Annotated in this window: 24 protein-coding genes; 8 read left to right on the forward strand and 16 right to left on the reverse strand. The window is 37.2% G+C overall.

Annotation, left to right across the window (positions count from 1 at the left end; translation table 11 throughout):
• Positions 1-275, forward strand: a 275-nt coding sequence (locus tag WBG45_RS11540) for an AI-2E family transporter (RefSeq protein WP_424414701.1), incomplete at its 5' end; no start/stop codon positions are given.
• A gap of 1,038 nt (positions 276-1,313) precedes the next feature.
• Here the strand turns inward: WBG45_RS11540 and WBG45_RS11545 are convergent.
• From WBG45_RS11545 to cyoE, 7 genes are all read right to left on the reverse strand, one after another.
• Positions 1,314-1,775, reverse strand: coding sequence for a DUF420 domain-containing protein (locus WBG45_RS11545; RefSeq protein ID WP_424414703.1), 462 nt, complete (start codon positions 1,773-1,775; stop codon positions 1,314-1,316).
• Positions 1,776-1,814: 39 nt separating this feature from the next.
• Complete coding sequence (ctaG, locus tag WBG45_RS11550; protein ID WP_424414705.1) at positions 1,815-2,729, reverse strand: cytochrome c oxidase assembly factor CtaG; 915 nt, start codon at positions 2,727-2,729, stop codon at positions 1,815-1,817.
• A 141-nt stretch (positions 2,730-2,870) separates the two neighbouring features.
• A complete protein-coding gene (gene ctaF, locus WBG45_RS11555; RefSeq protein WP_424414707.1) occupies positions 2,871-3,203 on the reverse strand; it encodes a cytochrome c oxidase subunit IVB in 333 nt (110 codons plus the stop codon).
• Between the two features lies 1 nt (position 3,204).
• The gene (locus tag WBG45_RS11560; RefSeq protein WP_424414708.1) at positions 3,205-3,831 is read right to left on the reverse strand and encodes a cytochrome (ubi)quinol oxidase subunit III; all 627 of its coding nucleotides are present in this window, start codon (positions 3,829-3,831) and stop codon (positions 3,205-3,207) included.
• Positions 3,831-5,696 carry a cytochrome c oxidase subunit I gene (gene ctaD / locus WBG45_RS11565; protein WP_424414710.1) on the reverse strand — a complete coding sequence of 622 codons (1,866 nt, stop codon included), beginning with the start codon at positions 5,694-5,696 and terminating at the stop codon, positions 3,831-3,833. The genes WBG45_RS11560 and ctaD overlap by 1 nt, the downstream gene beginning before the upstream one ends.
• A 33-nt stretch (positions 5,697-5,729) precedes the next feature.
• Complete coding sequence (coxB, locus tag WBG45_RS11570) at positions 5,730-6,821, reverse strand: cytochrome c oxidase subunit II (RefSeq protein ID WP_424414712.1); 1,092 nt, start codon at positions 6,819-6,821, stop codon at positions 5,730-5,732.
• Between the two features lie 96 nt (positions 6,822-6,917).
• Positions 6,918-7,835 carry a heme o synthase gene (gene cyoE, locus WBG45_RS11575; protein ID WP_424414714.1) on the reverse strand — a complete coding sequence of 306 codons (918 nt, stop codon included), beginning with the start codon at positions 7,833-7,835 and terminating at the stop codon, positions 6,918-6,920.
• A 324-nt stretch (positions 7,836-8,159) separates the two neighbouring features.
• On the opposite strand from cyoE, the gene WBG45_RS11580 reads away from it, so the two are divergent.
• Entirely contained in the window at positions 8,160-9,080 is a 921-nt protein-coding gene (locus tag WBG45_RS11580) for a COX15/CtaA family protein (protein WP_424414716.1), read from the forward strand.
• A gap of 764 nt (positions 9,081-9,844) precedes the next feature.
• Here the strand turns inward: WBG45_RS11580 and pyc are convergent.
• The 3 genes from pyc to WBG45_RS11595 all read right to left on the reverse strand — a co-directional run bounded on the left by pyc (position 9,845) and on the right by WBG45_RS11595 (position 14,812).
• The gene (gene pyc / locus WBG45_RS11585; protein ID WP_424414718.1) at positions 9,845-13,285 is read right to left on the reverse strand and encodes a pyruvate carboxylase; all 3,441 of its coding nucleotides are present in this window, start codon (positions 13,283-13,285) and stop codon (positions 9,845-9,847) included.
• 16 nt (positions 13,286-13,301) lie between these two features.
• Positions 13,302-14,465 (reverse strand): FtsW/RodA/SpoVE family cell cycle protein, encoded by a 1,164-nt coding sequence (locus tag WBG45_RS11590; RefSeq protein WP_424414720.1) that lies wholly within the window; start codon positions 14,463-14,465, stop codon positions 13,302-13,304.
• Between the two features lie 62 nt (positions 14,466-14,527).
• Positions 14,528-14,812 carry a YlaN family protein gene (locus tag WBG45_RS11595; RefSeq protein ID WP_024535125.1) on the reverse strand — a complete coding sequence of 95 codons (285 nt, stop codon included), beginning with the start codon at positions 14,810-14,812 and terminating at the stop codon, positions 14,528-14,530.
• Positions 14,813-14,980: 168 nt separating this feature from the next.
• On the opposite strand from WBG45_RS11595, the gene WBG45_RS11600 reads away from it, so the two are divergent.
• Genes WBG45_RS11600 through WBG45_RS11610 form a run of 3 tightly spaced genes read left to right on the forward strand, consistent with a single transcriptional unit; the run spans position 14,981 to position 16,152 of the window.
• Positions 14,981-15,481, forward strand: a complete 501-nt coding sequence (locus WBG45_RS11600; protein ID WP_024535126.1) for a hypothetical protein — start codon at positions 14,981-14,983, stop codon at positions 15,479-15,481.
• 12 nt (positions 15,482-15,493) lie between these two features.
• Positions 15,494-15,697, forward strand: coding sequence for a YlaI family protein (locus WBG45_RS11605; RefSeq protein WP_024535127.1), 204 nt, complete (start codon positions 15,494-15,496; stop codon positions 15,695-15,697).
• Positions 15,697-16,152, forward strand: coding sequence for a hypothetical protein (locus WBG45_RS11610; protein WP_424414723.1), 456 nt, complete (start codon positions 15,697-15,699; stop codon positions 16,150-16,152). The genes WBG45_RS11605 and WBG45_RS11610 overlap by 1 nt, the downstream gene beginning before the upstream one ends.
• On the opposite strand, the gene WBG45_RS11615 is transcribed toward WBG45_RS11610, so the two are convergent.
• Entirely contained in the window at positions 16,149-16,478 is a 330-nt protein-coding gene (locus tag WBG45_RS11615) for a YlaH-like family protein (protein ID WP_024535129.1), read from the reverse strand. The genes WBG45_RS11610 and WBG45_RS11615 overlap by 4 nt on opposite strands.
• Before the next feature lie 24 nt (positions 16,479-16,502).
• Positions 16,503-18,350, reverse strand: coding sequence for a translational GTPase TypA (gene typA / locus WBG45_RS11620; protein ID WP_024535130.1), 1,848 nt, complete (start codon positions 18,348-18,350; stop codon positions 16,503-16,505).
• A 114-nt stretch (positions 18,351-18,464) separates the two neighbouring features.
• Between typA and WBG45_RS11625 the strand changes: the two genes are divergently transcribed.
• Positions 18,465-18,650: a DUF5325 family protein gene (locus WBG45_RS11625; RefSeq protein WP_424414725.1), complete on the forward strand. Its 186-nt coding sequence runs from the start codon at positions 18,465-18,467 to the stop codon at positions 18,648-18,650.
• 251 nt (positions 18,651-18,901) lie between these two features.
• Here WBG45_RS11625 and WBG45_RS11630 read toward each other — a convergent pair whose 3' ends face one another.
• Together WBG45_RS11630 and WBG45_RS11635 are read right to left on the reverse strand one after the other, a co-directional pair.
• Complete coding sequence (locus tag WBG45_RS11630; protein ID WP_424414727.1) at positions 18,902-19,693, reverse strand: inositol monophosphatase family protein; 792 nt, start codon at positions 19,691-19,693, stop codon at positions 18,902-18,904.
• Between the two features lie 108 nt (positions 19,694-19,801).
• Positions 19,802-19,999: a hypothetical protein gene (locus WBG45_RS11635; RefSeq protein ID WP_424414729.1), complete on the reverse strand. Its 198-nt coding sequence runs from the start codon at positions 19,997-19,999 to the stop codon at positions 19,802-19,804.
• A 162-nt stretch (positions 20,000-20,161) separates the two neighbouring features.
• Here WBG45_RS11635 and WBG45_RS11640 point away from each other — a divergent pair, with 162 nt between their 5' ends.
• Complete coding sequence (locus tag WBG45_RS11640) at positions 20,162-20,788, forward strand: YktB family protein (protein WP_424414731.1); 627 nt, start codon at positions 20,162-20,164, stop codon at positions 20,786-20,788.
• A 12-nt stretch (positions 20,789-20,800) separates the two neighbouring features.
• On the opposite strand, the gene WBG45_RS11645 is transcribed toward WBG45_RS11640, so the two are convergent.
• Both WBG45_RS11645 and WBG45_RS11650 read right to left on the reverse strand, forming a co-directional pair.
• Entirely contained in the window at positions 20,801-21,079 is a 279-nt protein-coding gene (locus WBG45_RS11645; protein ID WP_424414733.1) for a UPF0223 family protein, read from the reverse strand.
• An 18-nt stretch (positions 21,080-21,097) separates the two neighbouring features.
• The gene (locus WBG45_RS11650; protein ID WP_424414735.1) at positions 21,098-22,054 is read right to left on the reverse strand and encodes an NAD(P)H-dependent flavin oxidoreductase; all 957 of its coding nucleotides are present in this window, start codon (positions 22,052-22,054) and stop codon (positions 21,098-21,100) included.
• 285 nt (positions 22,055-22,339) lie between these two features.
• Here WBG45_RS11650 and WBG45_RS11655 point away from each other — a divergent pair, with 285 nt between their 5' ends.
• On the forward strand, positions 22,340-23,809 hold the full coding sequence (locus tag WBG45_RS11655; protein ID WP_424414737.1) for an aminotransferase class I/II-fold pyridoxal phosphate-dependent enzyme: 1,470 nt from the start codon (positions 22,340-22,342) through the stop codon (positions 23,807-23,809).
• Positions 23,810-23,829: the final 20 nt, after the last annotated feature.

The following is a 23,829-nucleotide window of genomic DNA, read 5'->3' on the forward strand; positions in this document are numbered from 1 at the left end:
TTGGGCCATGGTCAATATACCAATTTGCTACCGGAGACATTGCTTTAGGCACTAAACTAGCAATACTAGCACTTGTGTTACTTGTTATTAGGCGCTCAGTGGAACCAAAACTAATGGGCTCACAAATCGGCTTATCGCCTCTAGCAACATTAATTGCCATGTTTATCGGTTTACAAATATTTGGCTTCTTAGGTTTAATAATAGGACCATTCGTCGTCATTATTTTCACTACAGCGAAAGAGGCTGGCATTATTAAAACTAATTTCAAATTATAAAAAGCGCCATTCACTGAGTTTACACTGGTGAATGGCACTTTTTATATAATGTATGGTTAAAGAATGGTGTTGATATTAAATTGTTTCTTTCAAGCGGTACGTGCCACTATCGCACATGTACAATAAACTACAGTGTAGATTAACAGAGCTTATAATGTTAAAACATTTTAGTGAAATTCAATGTTTGTAAGTATTTCAATTCAAAATCTTGATTTTACATTATGAACATGCAGGTTTCCAGTTCGCTTAGAACGCTTTACCTGCTGCTCAATAATCTAGAAAATAAAGAGGATGGGCTTGTGACTGCGTCACTCGCCCATCCTCTTTATGTTAGATTATCCTACGACGGGTGTGCATCCTTCGCTCCCTTGCAACCTGGACGTACACAATAACTTTATTTTGGTTAACTAATGATTAGAAAGTTTCTTTAGCTAGATGGTCGGTTGAAGATGCAATTTCGACCTCTTTCTGCTTTATTTATTTTTGCTAATAATGGTTTCTGATATATAAAACATACAAAGGCATTTAACGTGCCTTTTATACCGCAAGAAAGAATATGAGTATATCCAATTATCCCCTAATTTAAAGTAAGTGAAGACACATGAGCATTTTATCTGTGCCTACATTCGAATATTGTAAACAGGTATAATATTCAACTTTTGCACATGATGAAACTATGGTTGATTGGAGTGGAAGACGGCGATTACAGAGGGAATAGCAGATGTTTTCGTCACCGAAAGCGAAACGGCAGGTGCATGAGCTGAAGACCCCTCAGAGAACAATTGTGCATTTTTTTTGCACAACATTTTGATCGTCGAGAAGGCTGAGGCCATGCCCGCAGAAAGCGTCCGCCTGAATGGAAATCAACCTTCCACTAAATATAAAAGGGAGAATCCTTAGTCATATTTTATGACTAAATACAAACACAATTTAATGGAATCTATAAAAAAATTATAATGTATTATAGACCAAAAAAAGTACATTTGCTGCGAGCGCAAATGTACAATATACAACTATTTAGTTTAACAAAACCGTTATTTAAAATCCTAATATGGCTTTGAACACGGAAGTCGTTTCTCCACCTTGATAGATAATGTACAGCAATAAATATACCATTACTCCTGTAATTGCTGTAAAGAACCAAATGATGCTTGTGACTGGCCCAATTTTACGATGTCGTACTAGATTATTTTTATAACCAGCCAATATCGTTACAATTCCAAATACTGCCCCTGTTGTAGCTAGTATGATATGAAAAACCAAGAAAATAGTGTAATAGATTTTGTATTCATCAGGTCCACCAAAAGCAGTGTTCCCAATGAATAACGTTCGTGAAACGTAAATAATAAAGAATGTTAATGCTGAAATAGCCGCAGCAAACATCGTTTTTTTGTGAGCTTCAATTTTTTTGTTTTTAACTAATGCCCAGCCAATTGCAACTAGTACTGCACTTAAGACGATAAAGAACGTGCTTATTGAGGATAATAATAGTGAACTCATCTTTTTTTCTCCTAACACTCATCTACTAAAGAAAGTTGATTATTTGTTTGCTGCATATGCTTGACGCTCTAATAACGCATTATTTGTAATCTCTTCTGCATTTTCTTGTTCGGATTTATACCACTGGAAGAAAACCATGGCCAAGAGAACACCGTAAATAATTTCTTGGATAATCTTCATTATCACTCCACCAAGTTGTTGATCATCCACTGGAGGCATATTTGTAAATAGTTCAGGACCTGATAATGTCAAACCTGACAATGTGGATGCCGGTACACATAATTCCATTGCTTTTAACCATGCATCTCCATTGGTATAGGTTGCATACATCGGTTGATCCGCAAAAATGATTAATGCACATGCAGGTGTAATTAGAATCGCACTGCCAATAATATAACCAATTTTACTTAGCCCATGAACTTGATGCTCACCTTGTAATTTATTCATAATCGGCCACCATAAAAACATGGATGATAAGAAAAGAATGAGAGTAAATAAACTGTGATAGAATTCGTTTTGTTTGATTACATCAAAAATGAGAGGGATATGGTAGATCGAAAACAGTCCACTAAAAACAATTAATGCTAATAATGGTTTTGTAAAGAAACGAAATGAAGGTTGCACAAACTTATTTTCAACGATTGGTTTCCAAATCCAAACTGGAATCCCTGCTATTAATAATGGTGGCACCAGCATTAACAGTAATGCCATTTGAGCCATATGGACAGAGAATAATATATGTCCTAATAGATCTGCTGGAGAACCTTTAACGATATACAATAAGACCATTCCAATTACAAATGCGCTAGCTTCCTTTTTACTTAAGGGCTGGTTCCCTTCAAACAGATGCCGCTTTTTTATCGTAATGAAAAAATAAATAGCTATGACAACTAATGTTGAAATTATAAAAACTGGACTCCATAAAGCTTCAAATCCAAATATATTTAAAGGCATCGAATATCGCTCCTTTTTTCTTCAGTAGTTCTATTATAAATCTCATCCTTCATAACATCAATGAACGAACTATGAACATTATAAGACCATAAGAAAAAGAGCTAGGAAAAATTAATTCCCTAGCTCTTTTTGCATCTTACTTTACCACCAAACGACAGTTAAAAATGCTAATACAGTAATGAAAGCTACAACTACACCACTGAATAAAAACAACTTCGCATTTTCATGGCCTTTGTGGCTCATATGCATGAAGTAATACAATTGCATAATAACTTGTATTACTGCTAATAACAAAATGATTGGTACGACTAAGTTTGCAGAAAAACCAGCATACACAGCTGTAAATGAGATTAATGTTAAAAAAATCATTATCGCAAATGTTGTCACTTGGCCACGCATTTCGTTTGCAGAACGGCGACGGCTATATTCAAACTCAGTTTGTGTTCTCATTTGATTTTGTACATCGTGTGCCATATTAACCCACAACTCCCATCAAATAAACTACCGTGAAGATGAATACCCACACGACGTCAATAAAGTGCCAGTATAGTGAAGCAACATAGAATTTAGGTGCATTATAAAGATTTAAACCGCGTTTTGAATTGCGAAGCATTAATAGGATAAACCAACCAAGACCAATTAATACGTGTAGTCCGTGTGTTCCAACTAGTGTAAAGAACGCTGAACTAAATGCACTTTGATTATAAGTGAATCCTTCATGTACATAATGGTAAAACTCATAAATTTCAAATCCAAGGAATGCAGCTCCAAGGAGAACAGTAATCATCAACCAAGCTTGCATCGATTTAAAATTATAGTTTTTCATATGGTACATGGCATAAACACTTGTTAATGAAGAAGTTAAAAGTAACATTGTCATGATAAATACTAGTGGTAACTGATACAGTTCTTGAGTAGTGAACTCCATACCTTCTGGTCCTTTGTTCTTAAGAGCTAAGTAAGTAGCAAACAAAGTAGCAAATAAAACTGTCTCACCACCAAGGAAAAGCCAAAAACCTACGAATTTGTTTTTCCCTTCAAGTGTCGAGCTTTCTGAATGTTGCGGCCAAGATTGTGGGGTGTACTTAGTATTCAAGTCCATTAGTGTTTACCCCCTTTTGTATCCATTAAATCTTCTTTGTGAATGTGGTATCCAAGATCATCTTTCAACGAACGAGTCGCCATAGAAGCAAATGTAATCAGTAATCCTAAGATTAATACCGGTACTGCCCATGGTTGTTCTCCGTTATACAAAGCTCCAAATGCTCCCACGAAAAGACCAAATGACATGACTAAAGGAATAATAGAATTGTTTGGCATATGAATATCACCAATTGGCTCTGCATATGTCATACCTTCTTTATTGCCTTCTTGTTTTTCAATCCAGAATGCATCAAGACCACGAACAAGTGGTGTTTGTTTAAAGTTATAGAAAGGAACTGGTTGAGGAATAGCCCATTCAAGTGTTCGACCATCTCCCCAAGGATCGCGACCTACAGCTTTATTTTGCATAATTGTTTTCACAATGTTTACTACTAATATTGTTACGGCTAACGCCATGAAGATGGCACCAATAGAACTAATTAAGTTAAATAAATCCCAACCTTGATCCTCACCATACGTGAATACACGACGTGGCATACCAAGTAACCCTAGGAAATGTTGAATAAAGAATGTTAAGTTGAATCCAAATAGGAATAACCAGAAAGTTATTTTACCTAACGTTTCGTCTAACATCGTGTTAAACATTAATGGCCAGTAGAAATGCAAACCAGCTAATAATCCTAACACTGTTCCACCAACAATTACGTAATGGAAGTGAGCAACGATGAAGTAAGAATCATGTAATTGGTAATCAAGTGGCGCTGACGCTTGCATGACACCCGTTACACCACCCGCAACGAACATAGGAATGAATGCAACAGCATATAGCATAGCTGTTGTGAATTTAATACTTCCGCCCCACATTGTTAATAACCAGTTAAAGATTTTAACTCCTGTTGGTACAGCGATTGCCATTGTAGCTACAGCAAAGATTGCGTTAGCAGTTGGCCCCATTCCTGTTGTAAACATATGGTGAGCCCAAACCATGAAACCTAAGAAACCGATTAATACAGTCGCAAAGACCATTGCCGAGTAACCAAACAAGCGCTTACGAGAGAATGTCGCAAATATTTCAGAGAAAATACCAAATGCAGGTAAGATTAAAATGTATACTTCAGGATGTCCGAAAATCCAGAATAAATGCTCCCAGATTACTGAGTTACCACCCATAGTATGGTCAAAGAAATTCCCACCAAACATACGGTCAAAGATCATAAAGAATAATCCCACTGTCAATGGAGGGAAAGCGAATAAAATTAGAGCAGATGCTACAAACGTAGACCATGTAAATAATGGCATACGCATATAAGTCATACCTGGAGCACGCATATTGATAATTGTAACTAAGAAGTTAATTCCGGCAATTAACGTACCACCACCTGAAATTTGTAATCCTAGTGCATAAAAATCAATACCATGACCTGGAGATGCGATAGATAATGACGCATAAGATGTCCAACCAGCGTCAGGTGCTCCGCCCATAAACCAAGATAAGTTCAAGAAGATTCCTCCAAAGAAGAACATCCAGAAACCTAAAGAGTTTAAGAATGGGAAAGCTACGTCACGTGCACCAATTTGAAGTGGCACTACGGCATTCATAAATGCGAATAAAAGTGGCATGGCGGCCAGGAATATCATGGTTGTACCATGCATGGTGATAATTTCATTATATAATCCTGCACTTACAAAATCATTATCAGGTTTTGCAAGTTGGATACGGATAAGCATAGCCTCGATACCACCAACGATGAAGAAAAATCCGCCGGTTACGAGGTAAAGGATGGCAATCTTCTTATGGTCGACTGTTGTTAAATAGTCCCAAAGAACGGCTCCAAAGCCTTTTTTCTGTGCGATTGAACTCACAACTTTAACCTCCTCTTGTCATTCTCTAGAAGATTATTCTTCTACAGATAGTCCCATTAAGTATTCTGTCAGAGCTGTGAGCTCTTGATCTGTAAATTTCTTGCCATTATTTATATCTTCTGGTTGAGGCATTATGTTACCTGGTTTATGTTTTTCAGGATCATTAATCCATGCCTTAACGTTTTTATCTGTTTTATCCAAGTAACCCGCGACACGATTTCGATCGCCGAAAGTCGCTAAGCTTGGACCTTGAGCACCTGATGTGCCGGCACCTGAAACAGCATGACATCCGATACAGCTTTTGTTAGCAAAGAGATCCTGACCTTGTTGAGCTACATCAGATTCAGGTGTTTCTTCTTTAGTAGCTTTCATATCTGCAGCCCATTTATCAAAGTCTTCACGGTCTAAAGATTTCACTTTAAAGTCCATTAGTGCGTGTGAAGGACCACATAGTTCCGCACACTTACCATAGAACACGCCATCTTCAAGACTTTCAGATGGGTTGTCGAATGTTAAATAGAATTTGTTTAGGTTATCAACATTCGTATCTAATTTACCACCTGCAGCAGGTATCCAGAATGAGTGCTTTACATCAGCAGCTTTCAGGTTAAAGTAAACTTTTTCTTGAGTTGGTACTACTAGTTCTTGAGCAGTAACGATTCCTAAATCTGGATACTCGAATTCCCACCAGTATAGGTTTGCTGTAACGTTAACGGTAACTGCTGTCGCATTACCTTCTGCATCCTTTTTATCCATTCCACTTACATCCGCTAAGTTGTATGTAGCAATTACAGTTGGAACAGCCAAAATTAAAAGTAAAATAATTGGAATGATTGTCCAAATAAGTTCTAGTGTGTGATTTCCTTCAACTTGCTTTGGAATCACATCTTCGCCCACTTTAGAACGACGGAACTTAATGATTGTAAGAAGATAAACAACTAAAACTACAACAATTACTAGTACCATGATTCCTGTTGAAAGTACCATTAAATTTAATTGATCTCTACCAACTTGTCCTGCTGGTGTTAGTGTCGATAAGTGCTCTCGACCACCACATCCAGATAAAAAGACCATTAGAGCAGTCACAAGTGAAAAAAGACGCCATTTTTTGATCCCTTTTATCATAGCTTAATCAACCCCCTCTTTCGTTTGAGTATTCAAGTTTAAAGCGGTCTGGTTCTATTCTATATGAATTCTACATTCAAAGAAAGAATCCCAAAGTTAGCTAAAAATCGAGAAAATAATCATCGAAACAAACATAATGGTCATGTAATTTAAAGAATAAATAAACATACCTTTTGCCCATTTTAAATCATCTTCCGCTTTAAAGCCTTTTAAAGCAAGTGCGAGCCAACCTAAATTCAATACAGTTGCTAGAACGAGGAACCAAATTCCAAGTTGCATGAGTAGGAATGGGAGTGGGAAAAGAACTAAAATCCATAAAAGCATTGAGCGCTTTGTATGAGCAAATCCTTTAACTACCGGCAACATGGGAATGCCTGCTGCTCGATATTCTTCCGTACGTTTCATAGCAAGTGCGTAAAAATGTGGTGGTTGCCATGCAAACATGATGAGAAATAGTGAAAGTGCTCCCCATCCAAGTGCTGGTTCAACAGCAGCCCAACCAATGACTGGTGGAATTGCTCCAGAAATACTACCAACAATTGTATTGCTTACATGCTTTCTTTTTGACCACATGGTGTATAAAACGACATAACTGATAATACCAGCTAAGCCCCATACTCCAGCGGAAACCGATGCCATAAATAACAAAATCTCACCAACAACTAAAAAAGATAGAGAAACGGACAATACGGCAGTAGGTTTAAATCTGCCCGTCACAGTTGGTCTTGATTTAGTTCTTGACATAACTGGGTCAATATCACGATCGATGAAGTTGTTCATTGCTCCTGAACCAGCAATAATCAATGCTGCACCAAATAATGTATAGAACATTAAGTCTAGTTCGTCTAAAAAGTGACGATTTGAAAATTGGAAAGCTAACCACAATCCAGTAAACGTAGTTACCATATTTGAGTTTACGATTCCAATCTTGATTAAAGCAAGAAAGTCCTTAACAAATGATGTTGTTACAGGATTCACATCTGAACTTGCAGTAATCGCTCTACCGTTTGACATGAAACTCCCCCTTTCAAAGTTGTAAGCATATTCCGCTACCTTTACTATATCGAAAAACTGATGTTAATTCTATATATAACTAGAAATTCGATAAAAAGCATTAAGCGGTTTCTTGTCAACGATACACAACATCTCTATACTAAAGCATTTTGGTAAAAGTTTTGTGAATGGAAAAAGAATTTTTTATGAACAATTTGTGAAAAGGCTATTCATATACATTTAGATTGTAGGCTAGACATTGTATTTTCGCCGTTTCTTAGCTATTATCAAACATGCAGGTTATCGCGTTTTTCGCGATCAGTATATACAAAGTAGGTGTCATTCATGCAACAAAGTAAATACTTAAAATGGTTTGCTGTTGCTGCAACAATCGGCATGTTACTCATTCTCCTTGGTGGTGCACTTGTCACCAAAACAGAAAGTGGCATGGGTTGTGGTAGGCATTGGCCAGGGTGTAATGGACAATTAATTCCAGATGAAATTACTCCAGAAGTGTTAATTGAATTTTCTCATCGGGTCGTAACTGGATCTGTAGGTTTTCTTATATTAATATTATCGGTTTGGTCATGGAAAGTGATCGGTCATATCCGCGAAACGAAATTTTTAGCTGTAATGGCTATGTTTTTCTTAATTCTCCAAGCTTTAATAGGAGCTGCACAAGTATTGTGGGGACAAGGTGATTTTATATTAGCACTTCACTTTGGAATCTCCTTACTATCATTTGCTTCCGTATTATTGTTAACACTTCTTATATTTGAAGTCGATCGAAAATTTGACGCTGATAAATTGAAAATAGGTTCTAAGTTAAAATGGCATACAGTTGGTGTGACCTTATACTCTTACATTGTTGTATATACAGGCGCTCTCGTTAGACATACAGATTCTGGTTTAATTTGTGCAGATTGGCCATTGTGTAACAATGATAAATTCGCGTTACCTTCTAACCTCTATGAATGGGTTCAAATGGGACATCGCACTGCAGCAGCATTAATTTTTATTTGGATCGCATTTATAGCTTGGCATGCAGTTAAACAGTATAAAGACCAACGAGTTTTATACTTTGGTTGGATAACTGCTTTTGTTATCGTATCTCTTCAAGTTATCGCAGGTATGCTAGTAGTATTAACCAAACTTAATTTATACTTCGCGTTAGTTCATTCTCTATTGATATCCTTATTATTCGGCTTATTGTGTTATATGATTTTGTTGCTTTCACGAAGCCGATCTAAAAAAACACAAAAATAAATGGACTTGGTAATAAGTCCCTAAATAAAAACAGGTGGAGGAAAACGACTCGTTTTCCTCCACCTGTTTTTAAGTTTTACCATATTTCTCAAGAAAGTAGTACCCACTACTTCCAAAAGATTATGGGCTAATGCTACAATCCCTAACTCATTTTAAGGTTGTATAATTACTTTTTACAAGTTGCGACGAGTAACCGCAGGAACAAAGTTTACCTACATGACTAGGAAACTCAACAACTATCCAACACCCTCCTAATTTCTCGGTCAAAAGCATTCTATTTCTTCATAATGTGAAATATGGAGTAACAGCGTAGACTCCAGCGGGAAAATGTCGAAATCCACTCGAACTCATAGTTCTAGTTAGTTCGGGGCAAACCCGCGGAAAGCTTAGCTGTTTTGCGGAATATCAACCTAACATGAATTGATTATAGACAACAAAAAAAGAAGAGAACAACTTAAAGAAAGTGCCAGGCTTCCGAAATTGCATCCCTGCAGGCCTTATTAGTAAAGATGTACCTCTTCTTTGTGAACCCAAATCCAAAACACCATATCATATTGACTTTATTTGAATTCATTTCTCATGGCGTGTGGGATGTTCCATCTAAGTACGATAATCGATAAAGAAAGAGCGAAGTGACTAAAGTCAATTGGCATAACAGTTTCTGCATCAGCCTTTAATCTCCTTTTCTCCGAAAGTTGAATTAATGTATAAAGGGGCAGTCCTTAAAAGCCATTTTAATGACTTTTGGACTGCCCCTTTTTATTTTATTCTTTTTCCATTTCTATTAATAAATCACCAGTTGCTATTGCAGTTCCAGCTACCACATGGATTTCTTTAACCACTCCATTATATGGAGCCTGAACTGTTGTTTCCATCTTCATTGCTTCCGTAATTAGTAAATGATCTCCGCGTTTTACTCGACTACCGTTTGCAATAACGACTTTTAACACAGTTCCTGGCATTGTTGCACCAATATGATTTGGGTTCGAGACATCTGCTTTCTGCTTTTGTGTAATGTCTGATTCAACCGTCATATCTTGAATAATTACTTCTCGTGGTTGCCCATTCAATTCAAAATAAATCACACGATTGCCGTCTGAATGTGGTTCACTTATGGATACCATTTTGATAATTAATGTTTTACCTTTTTCGATCTCTACTTCTATTTCTTCCCCTAAACGCATTCCGTATAAGAAAGTCGGTGTATCAAGAACCGATACATCACCAAATTTTTTCTCCATGATTGAATATTCATCAAACACTTTTGGATACAACGCGTACGCTAGTGTTTCGTGACTGCTGACTGGACGACTAAGTTTGTGGAAAAGTTCTTCTCTTAATTGTTCAAAATCAACAGGTTCCAACAATTCGCCTGGACGTACCGTAATGGCTTGACGATCTTTTAATATTACTTTTTGTATTTCTTCTGGGAAGCCACCATACGGTTGTCCAATATACCCTTGGAAAAACTCAATAACTGAATCAGGGAAATCAACCGTTTTTCCTCGTGTTAACACCGTTTCTTCAGTTAAATCATTTTGGACCATAAAGAGAGCCATATCCCCTACTACTTTGGATGAAGGAGTAACTTTTACTACATCACCAAACATAATATTAACATTTGAGTACATTTCTTTTACTTCTTCAAAACGAGCACCTAGTCCGACTGATTTCGCTTGTTGTTGCAAGTTCGAGTATTGTCCACCAGGCATTTCATGCACATAAATTTCTGTATGAGGACTCATCATGCCAGATTCGAATTCTTTATAATATTTACGTACATCTTCCCAATATTGAGATAGTTGTTCGAGAGCTTTAATATCTGTACGAACTTCACGTTTACTGCCCTTTAAGGCATACGATAGGGAATTCGCACTTGGTTGAGATGTTAATCCTGCCATTGTACCAAGAGCGGTATCTACGATGTCAACACCAGCATCAATCGCTCTTGCATATAAGTAAATACCATTACCACTCGTATCGTGCGTGTGTAAATGAATAGGAAGGGATACCGTTTCCTTTAACTCTGAGATTAAACGATATGCTGCTTCTGGTTTTAATAAGCCAGCCATGTCTTTAATCGCTAAAATATGAGCTCCGGCTGATTCTAACTCTTTGGCCATTTCTTTATAGTAGGCAACCGTATATTTAGCGCGAGTATCATCTAAAATATCGCCAGTATAACAAATAGCTGCTTCTGCGATTTTACCAGATTGACGAGCAGAATCGATTGCAACTTCCATTCCTTTAATCCAGTTCAAGCTATCAAAGATGCGGAATACATCGATACCTGCTTCTGCTGACTGTTGGATAAATTCGCGAATAACATTGTCTGGATAGTTTTTATATCCAACAGCATTAGCTCCACGAACGAGCATTTGCAGTAAGACATTAGGAATCATTTCACGCAGATTAAGTAATCGATCCCACGGATTTTCTTTCAAGAAGCGGTAAGCAACATCAAATGTTGCTCCTCCCCACATTTCAAAAGAAAAAGCATTATGCATAGCTCTCGCTGACTGCTCTGCAATTTCATACATATCATTTGATCGAACGCGAGTCGCCAAAAGTGACTGATGTGCATCACGGAAAGTAGTATCTGTTATCAACACATCTTTTTGTTCGTGAATCCACTTAACAAGTCCTTCTGCTCCACGCTCATTTAAAATTTGTTTTGTACCAGAAATTGGTGGAACCAACAAATCAATTTGTGGTTTTCTTGGAATAGCGAAAACAGGCTTTGAAGCTTTTTCGATTCCAGGGAATCCATTGACTGTTACGTTTCCAATATAATTTAATAATTTAGTCCCACGGTCTTTCCGAGTTGGGAACAGAAATAATTCTGGTGTTGAATCAATAAAGCTTGTATTGAAATTTCCCGTAATAAAATTATGATGTTTGACTACATTTTCTAAGAAAGGAATATTAGTTTTAATCCCGCGAATTCGGAATTCTTGTAAATTACGATCCATTTTTGCAGCTGCTTCTTTAAACGTTTTACCCCAAGTTGATACTTTGACTAACAATGAATCGTAGTAAGGAGAAATGACAGCACCTTGGAACCCATTACCTGCGTCTAGACGGACACCAAAGCCCCCGCCAGAGCGATAGACCATCAATTTCCCAGTGTCGGGCATGAATTGATTTAATGGATCTTCCGTTGTTACACGAGACTGTATAGCGAAGCCAAATAATGGAATGTCTTTTTGAGCTGGCATGCCAATTTCTTCTTCATGCAAAGCTGAACCATCAGCAATATGAATTTGAGTATGAACGATATCAATTCCCGTAATCATTTCCGTAATCGTATGTTCTACTTGAATACGTGGATTTACTTCGATGAAAAAGAACTCATCGCCAGATACCAAGAATTCAACTGTTCCTGCGTTTATGTATTTCACATTGTTCATTAATTGGACCGCTGCATCGCATATACGATTTCGCAAATCCTTTGAAATTGAGTTAGAAGGAGCAATTTCAACTACTTTCTGATGTCTGCGTTGAATTGAGCAATCACGTTCATACAGATGAACCAAATTACCATGCTTATCTCCTAAAATTTGAACTTCGATATGTTTAGGTTTTTCAACCAGTTTTTCAACGTATAATTCTTCTGATCCAAATGCAGCTTTCGCTTCTGAACTAGCGCGCTCAAATGCTGATTCTACATCCGCTGCAGTGGGAACAACTCGCATCCCACGTCCACCGCCGCCTGAAGAAGCTTTAACCATTAAAGGATAGCCATTCGTCTCGCCAAAAGCTTTCACTTCTTCTACTGTTTGAACAGGTCCATCACTACCAGGTATAACTGGTATACCAGCTAATATAGCTTGTGTTCGAGCTTTCACTTTATCGCCGAACATGTTTAAATGCTCAGAAGTAGGTCCGATGAATATGATTCCTTCTTCTTCACAGCGTCTTGCAAAATCCGCGTTTTCAGAAAGAAATCCGTATCCTGGGTGGATCGCATTTGCTCCACTATTTTTAGCAATAGTCAAAATTCCTTCAATGTCTAGATATGCATCTATTGGTTTCTTCCCATCCCCCACTAAATACGATTCATCTGCTTTGTATCGATGGAATGAACCACTATCTTCTCTTGAGTAAATTGATACGGTAGGTAGGTTTAATTCGGTACAAGCACGGAAAATACGAATTGCAATTTCTCCGCGGTTAGCAACTAAAATCTTTTGAATCGTTTTCATAATGTGACGACACCCCTTAGATTCGCGTTTTTTCGAATTTCACAAACATTGAGACATTTAACAATATCCCCATAGCTAAAGATAACAAAATGACAGACGTTCCGCCATAACTAATAAAAGGCAGCGGCACTCCAGTTAGTGGGATTAAGCCTAAAAGCCCACCTAAATTGATGAATGTTTGAAAACCAATGTAACTACCAAAGCCTGCCGCTATCATTCTAGCATGTGGATCTTGAGCTTTTAAGGCTATTGTTAATGCACGCAACACAATAAATCCTAAACCACCGATAACTATTAGCACCCCAACAATTCCTAACTCTTCGGCAATAATCGCCATGATGAAATCTGTTTGTGGTTCTGGTAGGTAGCCTTGTTTTTGAACAGATTGACCTAAGCCTAACCCTTTTAAACCACCTGCACCAATAGCTAAATATCCATTAACAACTTGATAACCAAATCCTTGTTCATATTCAAATGGATTTAAAAAGGCTTCAAGACGTCCTAGGCGACGTTCTGTTATTAATGTGTCACGCAGTAAATAGAGAACGGGCGTAATAAGGGCAAGTGCGCCAATAATGATTCCACTGATTTTGACAAACGTGCGGATTTGAATTCCACTAGCTGCCATTACTGAAATTGCAGTGAAAAAGATAATCATGGCAGAACCCATGTCTACTTCACTGAGGACTAATGCAACGGCTAGAACAAGTACTGTAACTGGAGGTGCAATAGACTGGTTAAAGCTATCAATCGGTCCTTTTCTAGCTTTATTTGCAAATACTCCTGCAAAATACAGTACCATAATTATTTTTGCTAGCTCAGATGGCTGTAAGTTTCCAAATCCAAGATTAATCCAACTTTTTGCCCCTCCGGCAGCATACCCAATAAAATGCACTGCTACCAATAACGTAAACATAACGACCAACATGGCAACCATCATTGGTTTTTTCCGATAATGTTTATAAGGGAATAAAGCACCGATTAAAAATACAGGCACTGCTAATATTAAATTTAACACTTGTTTCTTATAAAAGTGATCCGGCTCAAAATCGTATCGGTTTACAGACCAAACCATACTGGCACTATATATCATTACTAATCCAAATAGACATAAGAACATGTATGTAATAAATAATGGGTAATCAAAGTTTTTTGTGTAGCGCTTTAAATATGAAATCATGGGGAAACCTCTTTTTCTTTTATCTAGCAAAAAAACTCAAACACATACTGAGTTTGAGTTTCTTACTTTTTATTTGTATAAGCATCATGCATGACCGATAATTCTTTTTCAAGTGTCGAAAGAAGTACCTGTCCTTCTTCACGCTCCATAAGACCTAGTTTCACGGCGAAATCGATTTCTTTAGATAAACCATACATTTGGGTATCTAAGACTTCTTCGTAAAGTGGGCATTGTGGCAATGTCAAATGATCAATTTGAACTTTGATCAATTTTGCTATTTTTTCTGCATCGGCTTTTAAAAGTTCAACAGCTTTTTGCTGATACGATTGTTGTGATGTAGTATCCATGAGGACGCCCCCATTACCTAATATTGTCTTAGTAAATTGTATCTTTCTAGAGTCAAAATTGCAAGTACTGCTTCTAAAACCGATGTTTAGAAACTTAATTCTTTGTTACCTATAGTCAAAGCGTTATACTAGAAGGTGAAACGCAATTGTATTGGAGGCACCAAAAGAATGGAAAACATTATTCCTATAAAAGGCGAAGTGAAATTCCAAATAACATTGGATCCAGCTGTGTGGATTTTTGATGATCGTCGCATCGATTTAACTACATTTTTTACGGAACAACAAATCGAAAAAAATGAGTTGGATGAATACACAAAAAAAATGTCTGCTCATTGGTCCCGTGAAATTATGGAAGGTGCAACTTTTCCACCAACTTTAAAAACTGAAAAGAAATATGAGAGAACAAAAATGTTAACAGGTACGTTTGGGATCTACTTAAAGCATTTTTTAAAAAATGCTGAATTAAAGGACAGTGCAAAAGCTGTTATTATCGAAACATCTAGTGGAGAAGAACATTCGTTTTCACTAGAACAAGCTGACTCTATTATCTTCAAATATAGTCAAGACGGTAAACCGTTACGTGAAGATGGACCTGTCTATGTACTTCTAGCAGATGGCTCTAACTTAGATAATCCCATTAAACATGTGAATGCAGTTCGAGTAGATTAGGAGGTTAATTCGATGCGTGTAAAATGTGTCATTTGTGATAACATCAATCAATTAGTTGATGATTCACCTCAAGCAAAAAAACTTCGTAATCGTCCAATTCATACGTATATGTGTGATCCTTGTCATGAGCGGATTGAACAAAAAACAAACGCTCGTTTAGCAACTGGAGACTTTGTCTTTTATAAAAGTTCCCGCAAAATTGAAGAAGAATTTTAATGAGTAGCCGTAAAATTATCAATTCTTTATACATTGGTGTTCCCAGCGGCATTTTGTTAGGTTTCCTCTTGAAGTTAATTGAATCAGTTAGTCAGATACGGGTATACACCTTATTGTTAAATGTGGATTTCATCCCATTAATAGGTCAAGTCAAATGGTCTGAACCGATGGAGTTTTTATTTCATATAGTCATTTCCATATGTATTGCTTTTGCATTTATTTTTTTAGCAGATTTTCTAAATTTACAGACCTCTCTACTAAAGTTATGGCTATTGAGTTCGATATTATGTTTACCTACATTAGGATTGTATTTTGTTTTGAGCTCATTAGCCATCAAAGAAGTGCCTGCCTGGAACGATTGGCAAGCCTTTGCTTATTGGACCATCGCTCATTTAATTTATGCTTGGATATTACCACTTCTATATTTAAAAACATTAAAAAAAGAGAAGCACTAGCTCACGCTAGCGCTTCTCTTTTTTTCATTATGCAAACGAATTTTATATAAAATTAAAATCATCGCTGCAACTATTAATCCTTCCACAACGGGTAAGAAGAAAGCTAAAAATGTTAACATTATGCATCCCAAGAACAAAAAGAGATAGATAACGATATTTTGAGACATCTTTAACTTCTTAGCAAATCCGAGCTTATAAACTAATACAGAAAGTACGAAGATGACAAGAAAAAGTGCATATCCTGCCACCTCGTAGTTTGGAAGGAATTCATAAAAAAACCGAGCAGTTGGGTACATTTTGTCATAGACAAATTGCTGTTCTTCCAAAATTCCTCAACCTTTCAATCACTCTTAGTTATTTTCAGCTGTTTTACTCTTTTTCGTTACGCGTTCACGTTCAGCTTTATCAAGTACTTTTTTACGTAAACGAATTGATTGAGGTGTAATTTCACAGTACTCATCATCATTTAGGTATTCAAGAGACTCTTCTAAAGTCATGATACGTGGTTTTTTTCTTGTAGTAGTTGCTTCTTTATTAGCAGAACGAATGTTGTTGGCTGCTTTCATTTTCGTAATGTTAACTGTTAAGTCATTATCACGTGTATGCTCTCCAACAATCATTCCTTCATAAATTTCAGAACCTGGCTCAGCGAAAATCGTACCACGATCTTCAATACCTAAAATCCCGTATTCAGAAGCAGTACCTGTAGACATAGCTACAAGAACACCTTTACTACGTCCACCTACACGACCTTTTTGCATCGGTTGGTAGCTATCGAATGTGTGGTTAATGATTCCGTATCCACGTGTTAATGTCATGAAATCAGTAGTGTATCCGATTAATCCACGAGCAGGTACCATAAATACTAAACGTACTTGACCTGAACCGTTATTAACCATATCAAGCATTTCACCTTTACGTTCACCCATTGATTCGATGATTGAACCAACATGTTCTTCAGGTACATCAACTTGTACACGTTCAACTGGCTCACAACGAACGCCATCGATAACACGAACGATAACTTCTGGTTTAGATACTTGTAATTCGAAACCTTCACGGCGCATGTTTTCAATCAATATTGATAAATGCAATTCTCCGCGACCAGAAACTACCCATGCATCAGGAGAATCTGTAGGTTCAACACGTAATGAAACGTCTGTTTCAAGTTGAGATTGTAAACGCTCATCAATTTTACGAGATGTTACCCATTTACCTTCACGTCCAGCGAATGGACTGTTGTTCACTAGGAACGTCATTTGAAGAGTAGGCTCATCGATACGTAAAATTGGTAAAGCTTCAGGATGTTCTGTTGGACAAACTGTTTCACCAACGTTGATATCTTCCATTCCTGATACAGCAATTAAGTCACCAGCGTGAGCTTGTTGAATTTCAATACGTTTTAGTCCCATAAATCCGAACATTTTTGTAACACGGAAGTTTTTCACTTTACCGTCTAATTTCATAAGTGATACTTGTTGTCCAACTTCCATAGTTCCACGGAATACGCGACCAATACCAATACGGCCAACATAGTCGTTGTAATCTAAAAGAGAAACTTGGAATTGAAGTGGCTCTTCTTTGTTATCAACTGGAGCTGGAATGTGTTCAATAATTGCATCATAAATTACTTTCATGTTTTCTTCTTGGTCTTCAACGTCAGAAGAAAGACTTGCAGTACCATTCATACCTGATGCAAAAATTACCGGGAATTCTAATTGCTCATCGTTTGCTTCAAGTTCAATGAAAAGTTCAAGAACTTCGTCCACTACTTCTTCAGGACGTGCAAAGTCACGGTCAATTTTGTTTACAACAACGATAGGTTGTAAATTTTGTTCTAGTGCTTTTTTCAATACGAAACGAGTTTGTGGCATACAACCTTCGTACGCGTCAACTACAAGTAGAACACCGTCTACCATTTTCATAATACGTTCAACTTCTCCACCAAAGTCAGCGTGGCCAGGCGTGTCAAGAATGTTGATCTTCACATCTTTATATTGGATCGCTGTATTTTTAGCTAGGATAGTTATACCGCGCTCACGCTCGATATCACCAGAATCCATGGCACGCTCGTCCACATGTTCATTTGAACGGAAAGTACCTGATTGTTTTAACATTTGGTCAACTAAAGTAGTTTTACCATGGTCAACGTGGGCAATTATTGCAATATTTCTTAGGTCGTGACGTAAATTAGTCATTGTTTCACTCCATATTCTTTTTTCGAGTCCTTAACTGTGTTATTATAGCACATGTTATACATATTTGTCTGATTTTGAATTGAAAAATTTAAATTAATAGGTGGAGGACTTTTCGTGAAAAATTTTAAATGGGTATTTGCACTCTACTCTCTGTTGGCTTTACTCTCAATGTTCTCTATTGGAATTTCTGTAGGATTAAGAAGTATTCCAGGTATTCTAATCAGTATTTTATTATTAATACTTGTCATGGGATTTGGCTTTAAAACAAAAAAGAAAATGCGTGACCAAGGTTTATTATAGAAATAGCTGAAGGTGCTACTTGGTGGAAGCACTATATAATAATGAATTAAAGCAAGAAATGGAGGACTCCATGTCTTGGTTTTTATTTTTAGTGTACGTAGAGAATGCCTTTGATTAGAAAGAACAAACTATTAGGGCATAGCATGCCTCAAGAACATAAAGAATGAGACCCACAAGTATGTGGTTTTTATAATTGTTAGCTCATGCGGAACCTGCGGCCAGCAAAAATGTAAGATGACTGCTGTATGAACCTATTTTAAAGTAATGTATTTCTCTATCAATATATCATGCAGACTTTTTCGTGCCACAAGAAATGTATCTTGTCCTAATAGCTTTAAGGATTGTCCATTTAAATTAGTTGCAACAGCACCTACTTCTTGGGCAATCACGACGCCTCCCGCAACATCCCAAGGTGATAAACGCATGGACATGTAAGCATCTATTCTCCCTGTCGCTACATAGGCTAATTCAAGTGCAGCTGATCCGTATGAACGTATGCCTCTGACATCCTTTACAAGCCTTATAAGTCCTTCATTTTCAATATGGCGGTTAGGTACTACCCAACTGGCATTCATTCCAATAATAGCTTCTGAAATCGTTGTTGATTCTAGTACAGGGATTGGTTCATCATTTAAATATGCCCCTTGTCCTTTCTGTGCACTATATAACTCATCGTGTATTACATCATATATGTATCCGAGGACTCCAATTCCATCCTTGTAAATACCTAATGAAATGGCGAAATTTCGTTTTTGATGGATAAAATTCATCGTGCCATCAATTGGATCTAACATCCATACATATCCATCGAGGGTTGTAAGGGAATCACCGAATCCTTCTTCACCTAAAATGAAGTGCCCTTCATAGTCTTGTCGAATATGATGAATAAAAAATTGTTCGATCTCTTTATCTATATTGGTCACCAAATCATTTGCATCAGCTTTTGATTCGATTGCCAGTTCGCTCGAAAATGACTGACGAATTTTTCTACCCGCTTCTTTAATTAATGCTTTTGCGTAACGATCAAGTTTTTGAAGTTCCAATAGACCAGCCGCCTTTCTAAATCATTAGCCTTTAGTATAAACAAAAAAGCACCTTATGTCAGAAATAGACCATTAGGTGCTTACGTATTTATATGAATAGCTCTATTTTTAATATAAGGCATGCAAGGCCTCCAACTCAGAATGAATCTCACTTAGTCTTGCTTTGCTCTTATCAATTTCACTTTGATTTTCTTGTTGAATCGCATCGAACAGAGAGGCAAGTTCGTAGTCAAGTTCTAATTTTAATCCTAAAATTAACTTTTTCTCTACTTCTTGCTTGCGAATGATATGAACAACTTGTTTCATGGTCTTACACCCCTTTTCTGATTATAAATCAAAATATTCTGAATGTTTTATATACAATATGTCACGAAGTTAATTTTGTCAACTTCATTAAGACTACTTACAAGATTTTTTCCCATATTTTGATTAAACTAAACATAGGAAATGCGAAAGGTGGAAATAAATTTGAAATACACATGGGAACAACAAGATTTTGAGGTTTTCCAAATAGAAGGTTTAGAACATCGTATGCAAGCTTTGATTGAAAAAGTCCGACCAAAATTTGAGGAATTTGGGCATACATACGCATCATTCTTTTCAAGTAAAACAGGAGATGAATTCTATCCTCATGTCGCGAAACACGCAAGACGCTCTGTGAATCCCCCAAAAGATTCTTGGGTTGCTTTTGCTCCTTATAAAAGAGGATACAAAGCTATTCCACATTTTCAAATTGGCTTATGGAAGACACATGTCTTTATTATTTTAGCTGTTATTTACGAAGCTCCTGACAAAGTACAAATTGCTGAAAGATTATTGAAGAAGAAAAGTTTATTTAAAAAGATGCCACAAGACTTTATCATTTCGGGTGATCACATGTCTCCTGAAGCTTTCCCTTTGAAAAACGCTCATAAAGAACTTTTACCGTCGTTATTGGATCGTCTGCGTGAGGTGAAAAAAGCAGAATTTATTGTGGGTCGACATATTTCGAGCGAACAAGCGATAGAGATGACTGAAGAAGCGTTTGATATTTTTGTAGAAGAAACTTTTGAAGCACTTCTACCTATCTATAATGTGATGGTTAATAAAAAATAAAGGAGCAAGGGATTATTTCCCTGCTCCTTTTATAATTGCACCTTTTGTAGTCTCTTTCATTTTTTTGATAATTGGATAACAAATATATCCGCTTTCTTTTTCAAAATCTCTGAAATAGGTTTTCTCTTCAGCCATTGATGGGACAACCTCTTTAAAACCTCGATACTTTTCCATCAATACTTCTCGGTTAACACCTTCTAAATAAGCAAGTTCTATAACTTCAAAAAATTGAACGACGGCGATAATTTCTTTCGTCGACCAATCTTTTGAAAATGGATATGAAAAACTCATGGTTGCTTCACCCTTTCCTTACTTCCATTTTACGCGGAAGTCTTCTGCTTGGGAAATCATTCTCGCAAATAATTCTTGCACGCTAGGAATATCGTCAATCAAGCCTGCTACTTGACCTGCCCATCCAAACCCTTGCGTTTCAAAACCATCATAAATATAGTGTTTGTTTGCTTGACCGCTAATATACTCTTTTAATGCTTCATACGTCGGAGTAGAAGCTTCAATTTCATGAATTTTTTCTGTCCATGGATTTATGAGTGCTCTCGCAGGAGCTCCAATCGACCGTTTAATAACTGTTGTCCCAGTTTCGGAGCTATTTACTAATGCTTGTTTATATACATGTGAAGCATGGACACATTCTTTTGTCGCAATAAATCGCGTTCCCATTTCAATCCCTTCCGCACCTAGCGCAAGTGCGGCCATTAATCCACGGCCATCCCCGATACCTCCTGATGCAATCACCGGAATCGACACAGCATCGACGACACGCGGTACAAGAACCATAGTGCCAACATCGTCACGCCCTAAGTGTCCTCCGCCTTCTTGACCTACTACCATTACGGCATCAGCACCAAGTTCTTCAGCTTTTTGAGCTTGTCTAGTTGCTGCTACTAAGACTAACTTTTTAATATTAGTACCTTTCAGTTGGTCGAATATTGGTGTTGGGTTGCCACCAGTCATCGATACAACTGCTACATTTTCTTCAATTGCCACATCAAGCATATGAGAAAACGGTCGCCCCTGCTCGCCAATTGCGAAATTAACACCAAATGGCTGATCAGTCAAAGAACGAACTTTATGTATTTCTTTACGCAATGCTTCCGGCGATTCTAAACTCATCGCTGTAATCTGTCCAAGTCCTCCAGCATTCGACACTGCAGCTGCCAAATCCGCATATGCTAGGTAAGCAAGTCCTCCCTGTATAATAGGGTATTGTATATCTAGTAAGTCGGTAATGCGCGTTTGCCAGTTCATATATGACACTCCTTCTAACTTTATATGTAGTTTATTCGTCTCCATTGTCGAAATTCCTTTAAATATTTATGGTCATCCTCAAGTCAAAATGCTATAATTCACTTGTTTTTCATTTTAATTATTTGTTCAAAAGAAGCTTAAAAAGAACTGAGTAAGAAATACGCTGCATGAAATAATATTTCTATGCATCTATTGAACCGTTAGAGACACACTGTCTACTAGTACCTTGGTCATTTTTCGCGAACTGTTTGAACTATCTTTTTAGAAAGTTGAGGTGGTACGACATTGTCACAGTTAGAAACCCCTTTATTTGATGTCTTGCTAAAACATCGCAATAGACATCCTGTTCAATTTCATATTCCAGGTCATAAAAAAGGTAATGGTGTCGATCCAGCTTTTCGTGAATTTGTTGGCGATAACATTCTCTCCATTGACTTAATTAATATTGCTCCACTTGATGATTTGCATTCACCTAAAGGCGCTATTAAAAAAGCACAAGAGTTAGCTGCAGAAGCTTTTGGAGCAGATTTCACATTTTTCTCTGTTCAAGGGACAAGCGGTGCTATAATGACGATGATTTTAAGCGTTTGTGGCCCAGGAGACAAAATTTTGGTGCCACGTAATGTTCATAAATCCATCATGTCTGCCATTGTCTTCGCTGGAGCTACGCCAGTGTTTATACACCCAGAAGTAGATCCAGAACTAGGGATTTCTCATGGTATTTCTGCAGAGTCTGTCGAAAAAGCACTTGAAGCTCATCCAGATGCTAAAGCAGTACTTGTAATTAACCCTACTTATTTTGGTATTGCAGCAGACTTGAAACGTATTGTTGATATTTCACACAGTCATAATATTCCCGTTTTAGTAGACGAGGCACATGGTGTGCATATTCATTTCCATGAATCATTACCTATTTCGGCTATGGCTGCAGGTGCAGATATGGCCGCTACTTCGGTACACAAACTTGGGGGCTCAATGACTCAAAGTTCAGTTCTAAATGTACGAGAAGGGTTAGTATCTTCTAAACGTGTACAATCTATATTATCGATGCTAACAACAACTTCTACATCGTATCCAATCCTAGCTTCTTTAGATACAGCAAGACGTCAATTGGCCATTAATGGACATGACTTATTGACAACAACGATTCGATTAGCTAAAGACGCAAGAAAACGCATTAATCAAATTCCGAACTTACGTTGTGTAGGTAACGAAATACTACGCACATCTGCAACTTATGATATGGATCCTACCAAATTATTAATTAGCGTTAAAAACTTAGGTATTACCGGACACCAAGCTGAAGAGTGGCTGCGTGAAAAAGCTAATATTGAAGTGGAATTATCGGATCTATATAACATTTTGTGTATCGTGACGATTGCTGACTCTAAAAAAGAATTAAATATATTAGTAAATGCTCTTCAACGTATGGCTAAAGATTTTGAATCTGAAGTCACAATCATTGAACCTTTTGTAACGATGCCCGATATTCCGCGTTTAGCCATGACTCCACGCGATGCTTTTTATGCAACGACAGAAGTTGTTCCGTTTGCTGAATCTGTTGGCCGAATTTCAGCTGAATTCATCATGGTTTACCCGCCAGGAATTCCGATTTTCATTCCTGGTGAAATCATTACTGAAGACAATATTGCCTATATTCACATGAATATTGAAGCAGGATTACCGGTTCAAGGTCCAGAAGACGATGAATTGAAATTGATACGTGTGATCAAAGAACATAAGGCTTTCTATTAAGCGACTGAATGATAAAGGCT

Source organism: Paenisporosarcina sp., from assembly GCF_049671445.1.
Lineage (GTDB): Bacteria > Bacillota > Bacilli > Bacillales_A > Planococcaceae > Paenisporosarcina.

Excerpts from the sequence above, each read along its gene's own strand:
- WBG45_RS11545 (WP_424414703.1), bottom strand. The coding sequence starts at position 1,775 with ATGAGTTCACTATTATTATCCTCAATAAGCACGTTCTTTATCGTCTTA.
- ctaG (WP_424414705.1), bottom strand. The coding sequence starts at position 2,729 with ATGCCTTTAAATATATTTGGATTTGAAGCTTTATGGAGTCCAGTTTTT.
- ctaF (WP_424414707.1), bottom strand. The coding sequence starts at position 3,203 with ATGGCACACGATGTACAAAATCAAATGAGAACACAAACTGAGTTTGAA.
- WBG45_RS11560 (WP_424414708.1), bottom strand. The coding sequence starts at position 3,831 with ATGGACTTGAATACTAAGTACACCCCACAATCTTGGCCGCAACATTCA.
- coxB (WP_424414712.1), bottom strand. The coding sequence starts at position 6,821 with ATGATAAAAGGGATCAAAAAATGGCGTCTTTTTTCACTTGTGACTGCT.
- cyoE (WP_424414714.1), bottom strand. The coding sequence starts at position 7,835 with ATGTCAAACGGTAGAGCGATTACTGCAAGTTCAGATGTGAATCCTGTA.
- WBG45_RS11580 (WP_424414716.1), top strand. The coding sequence starts at position 8,160 with ATGCAACAAAGTAAATACTTAAAATGGTTTGCTGTTGCTGCAACAATC.
- pyc (WP_424414718.1), bottom strand. The coding sequence starts at position 13,285 with ATGAAAACGATTCAAAAGATTTTAGTTGCTAACCGCGGAGAAATTGCA.
- WBG45_RS11590 (WP_424414720.1), bottom strand. The coding sequence starts at position 14,465 with ATGATTTCATATTTAAAGCGCTACACAAAAAACTTTGATTACCCATTA.
- WBG45_RS11595 (WP_024535125.1), bottom strand. The coding sequence starts at position 14,812 with ATGGATACTACATCACAACAATCGTATCAGCAAAAAGCTGTTGAACTT.
- WBG45_RS11600 (WP_024535126.1), top strand. The coding sequence starts at position 14,981 with ATGGAAAACATTATTCCTATAAAAGGCGAAGTGAAATTCCAAATAACA.
- WBG45_RS11605 (WP_024535127.1), top strand. The coding sequence starts at position 15,494 with ATGCGTGTAAAATGTGTCATTTGTGATAACATCAATCAATTAGTTGAT.
- WBG45_RS11610 (WP_424414723.1), top strand. The coding sequence starts at position 15,697 with ATGAGTAGCCGTAAAATTATCAATTCTTTATACATTGGTGTTCCCAGC.
- typA (WP_024535130.1), bottom strand. The coding sequence starts at position 18,350 with ATGACTAATTTACGTCACGACCTAAGAAATATTGCAATAATTGCCCAC.
- WBG45_RS11635 (WP_424414729.1), bottom strand. The coding sequence starts at position 19,999 with ATGAAACAAGTTGTTCATATCATTCGCAAGCAAGAAGTAGAGAAAAAG.
- WBG45_RS11645 (WP_424414733.1), bottom strand. The coding sequence starts at position 21,079 with ATGAGTTTTTCATATCCATTTTCAAAAGATTGGTCGACGAAAGAAATT.
- WBG45_RS11650 (WP_424414735.1), bottom strand. The coding sequence starts at position 22,054 with ATGAACTGGCAAACGCGCATTACCGACTTACTAGATATACAATACCCT.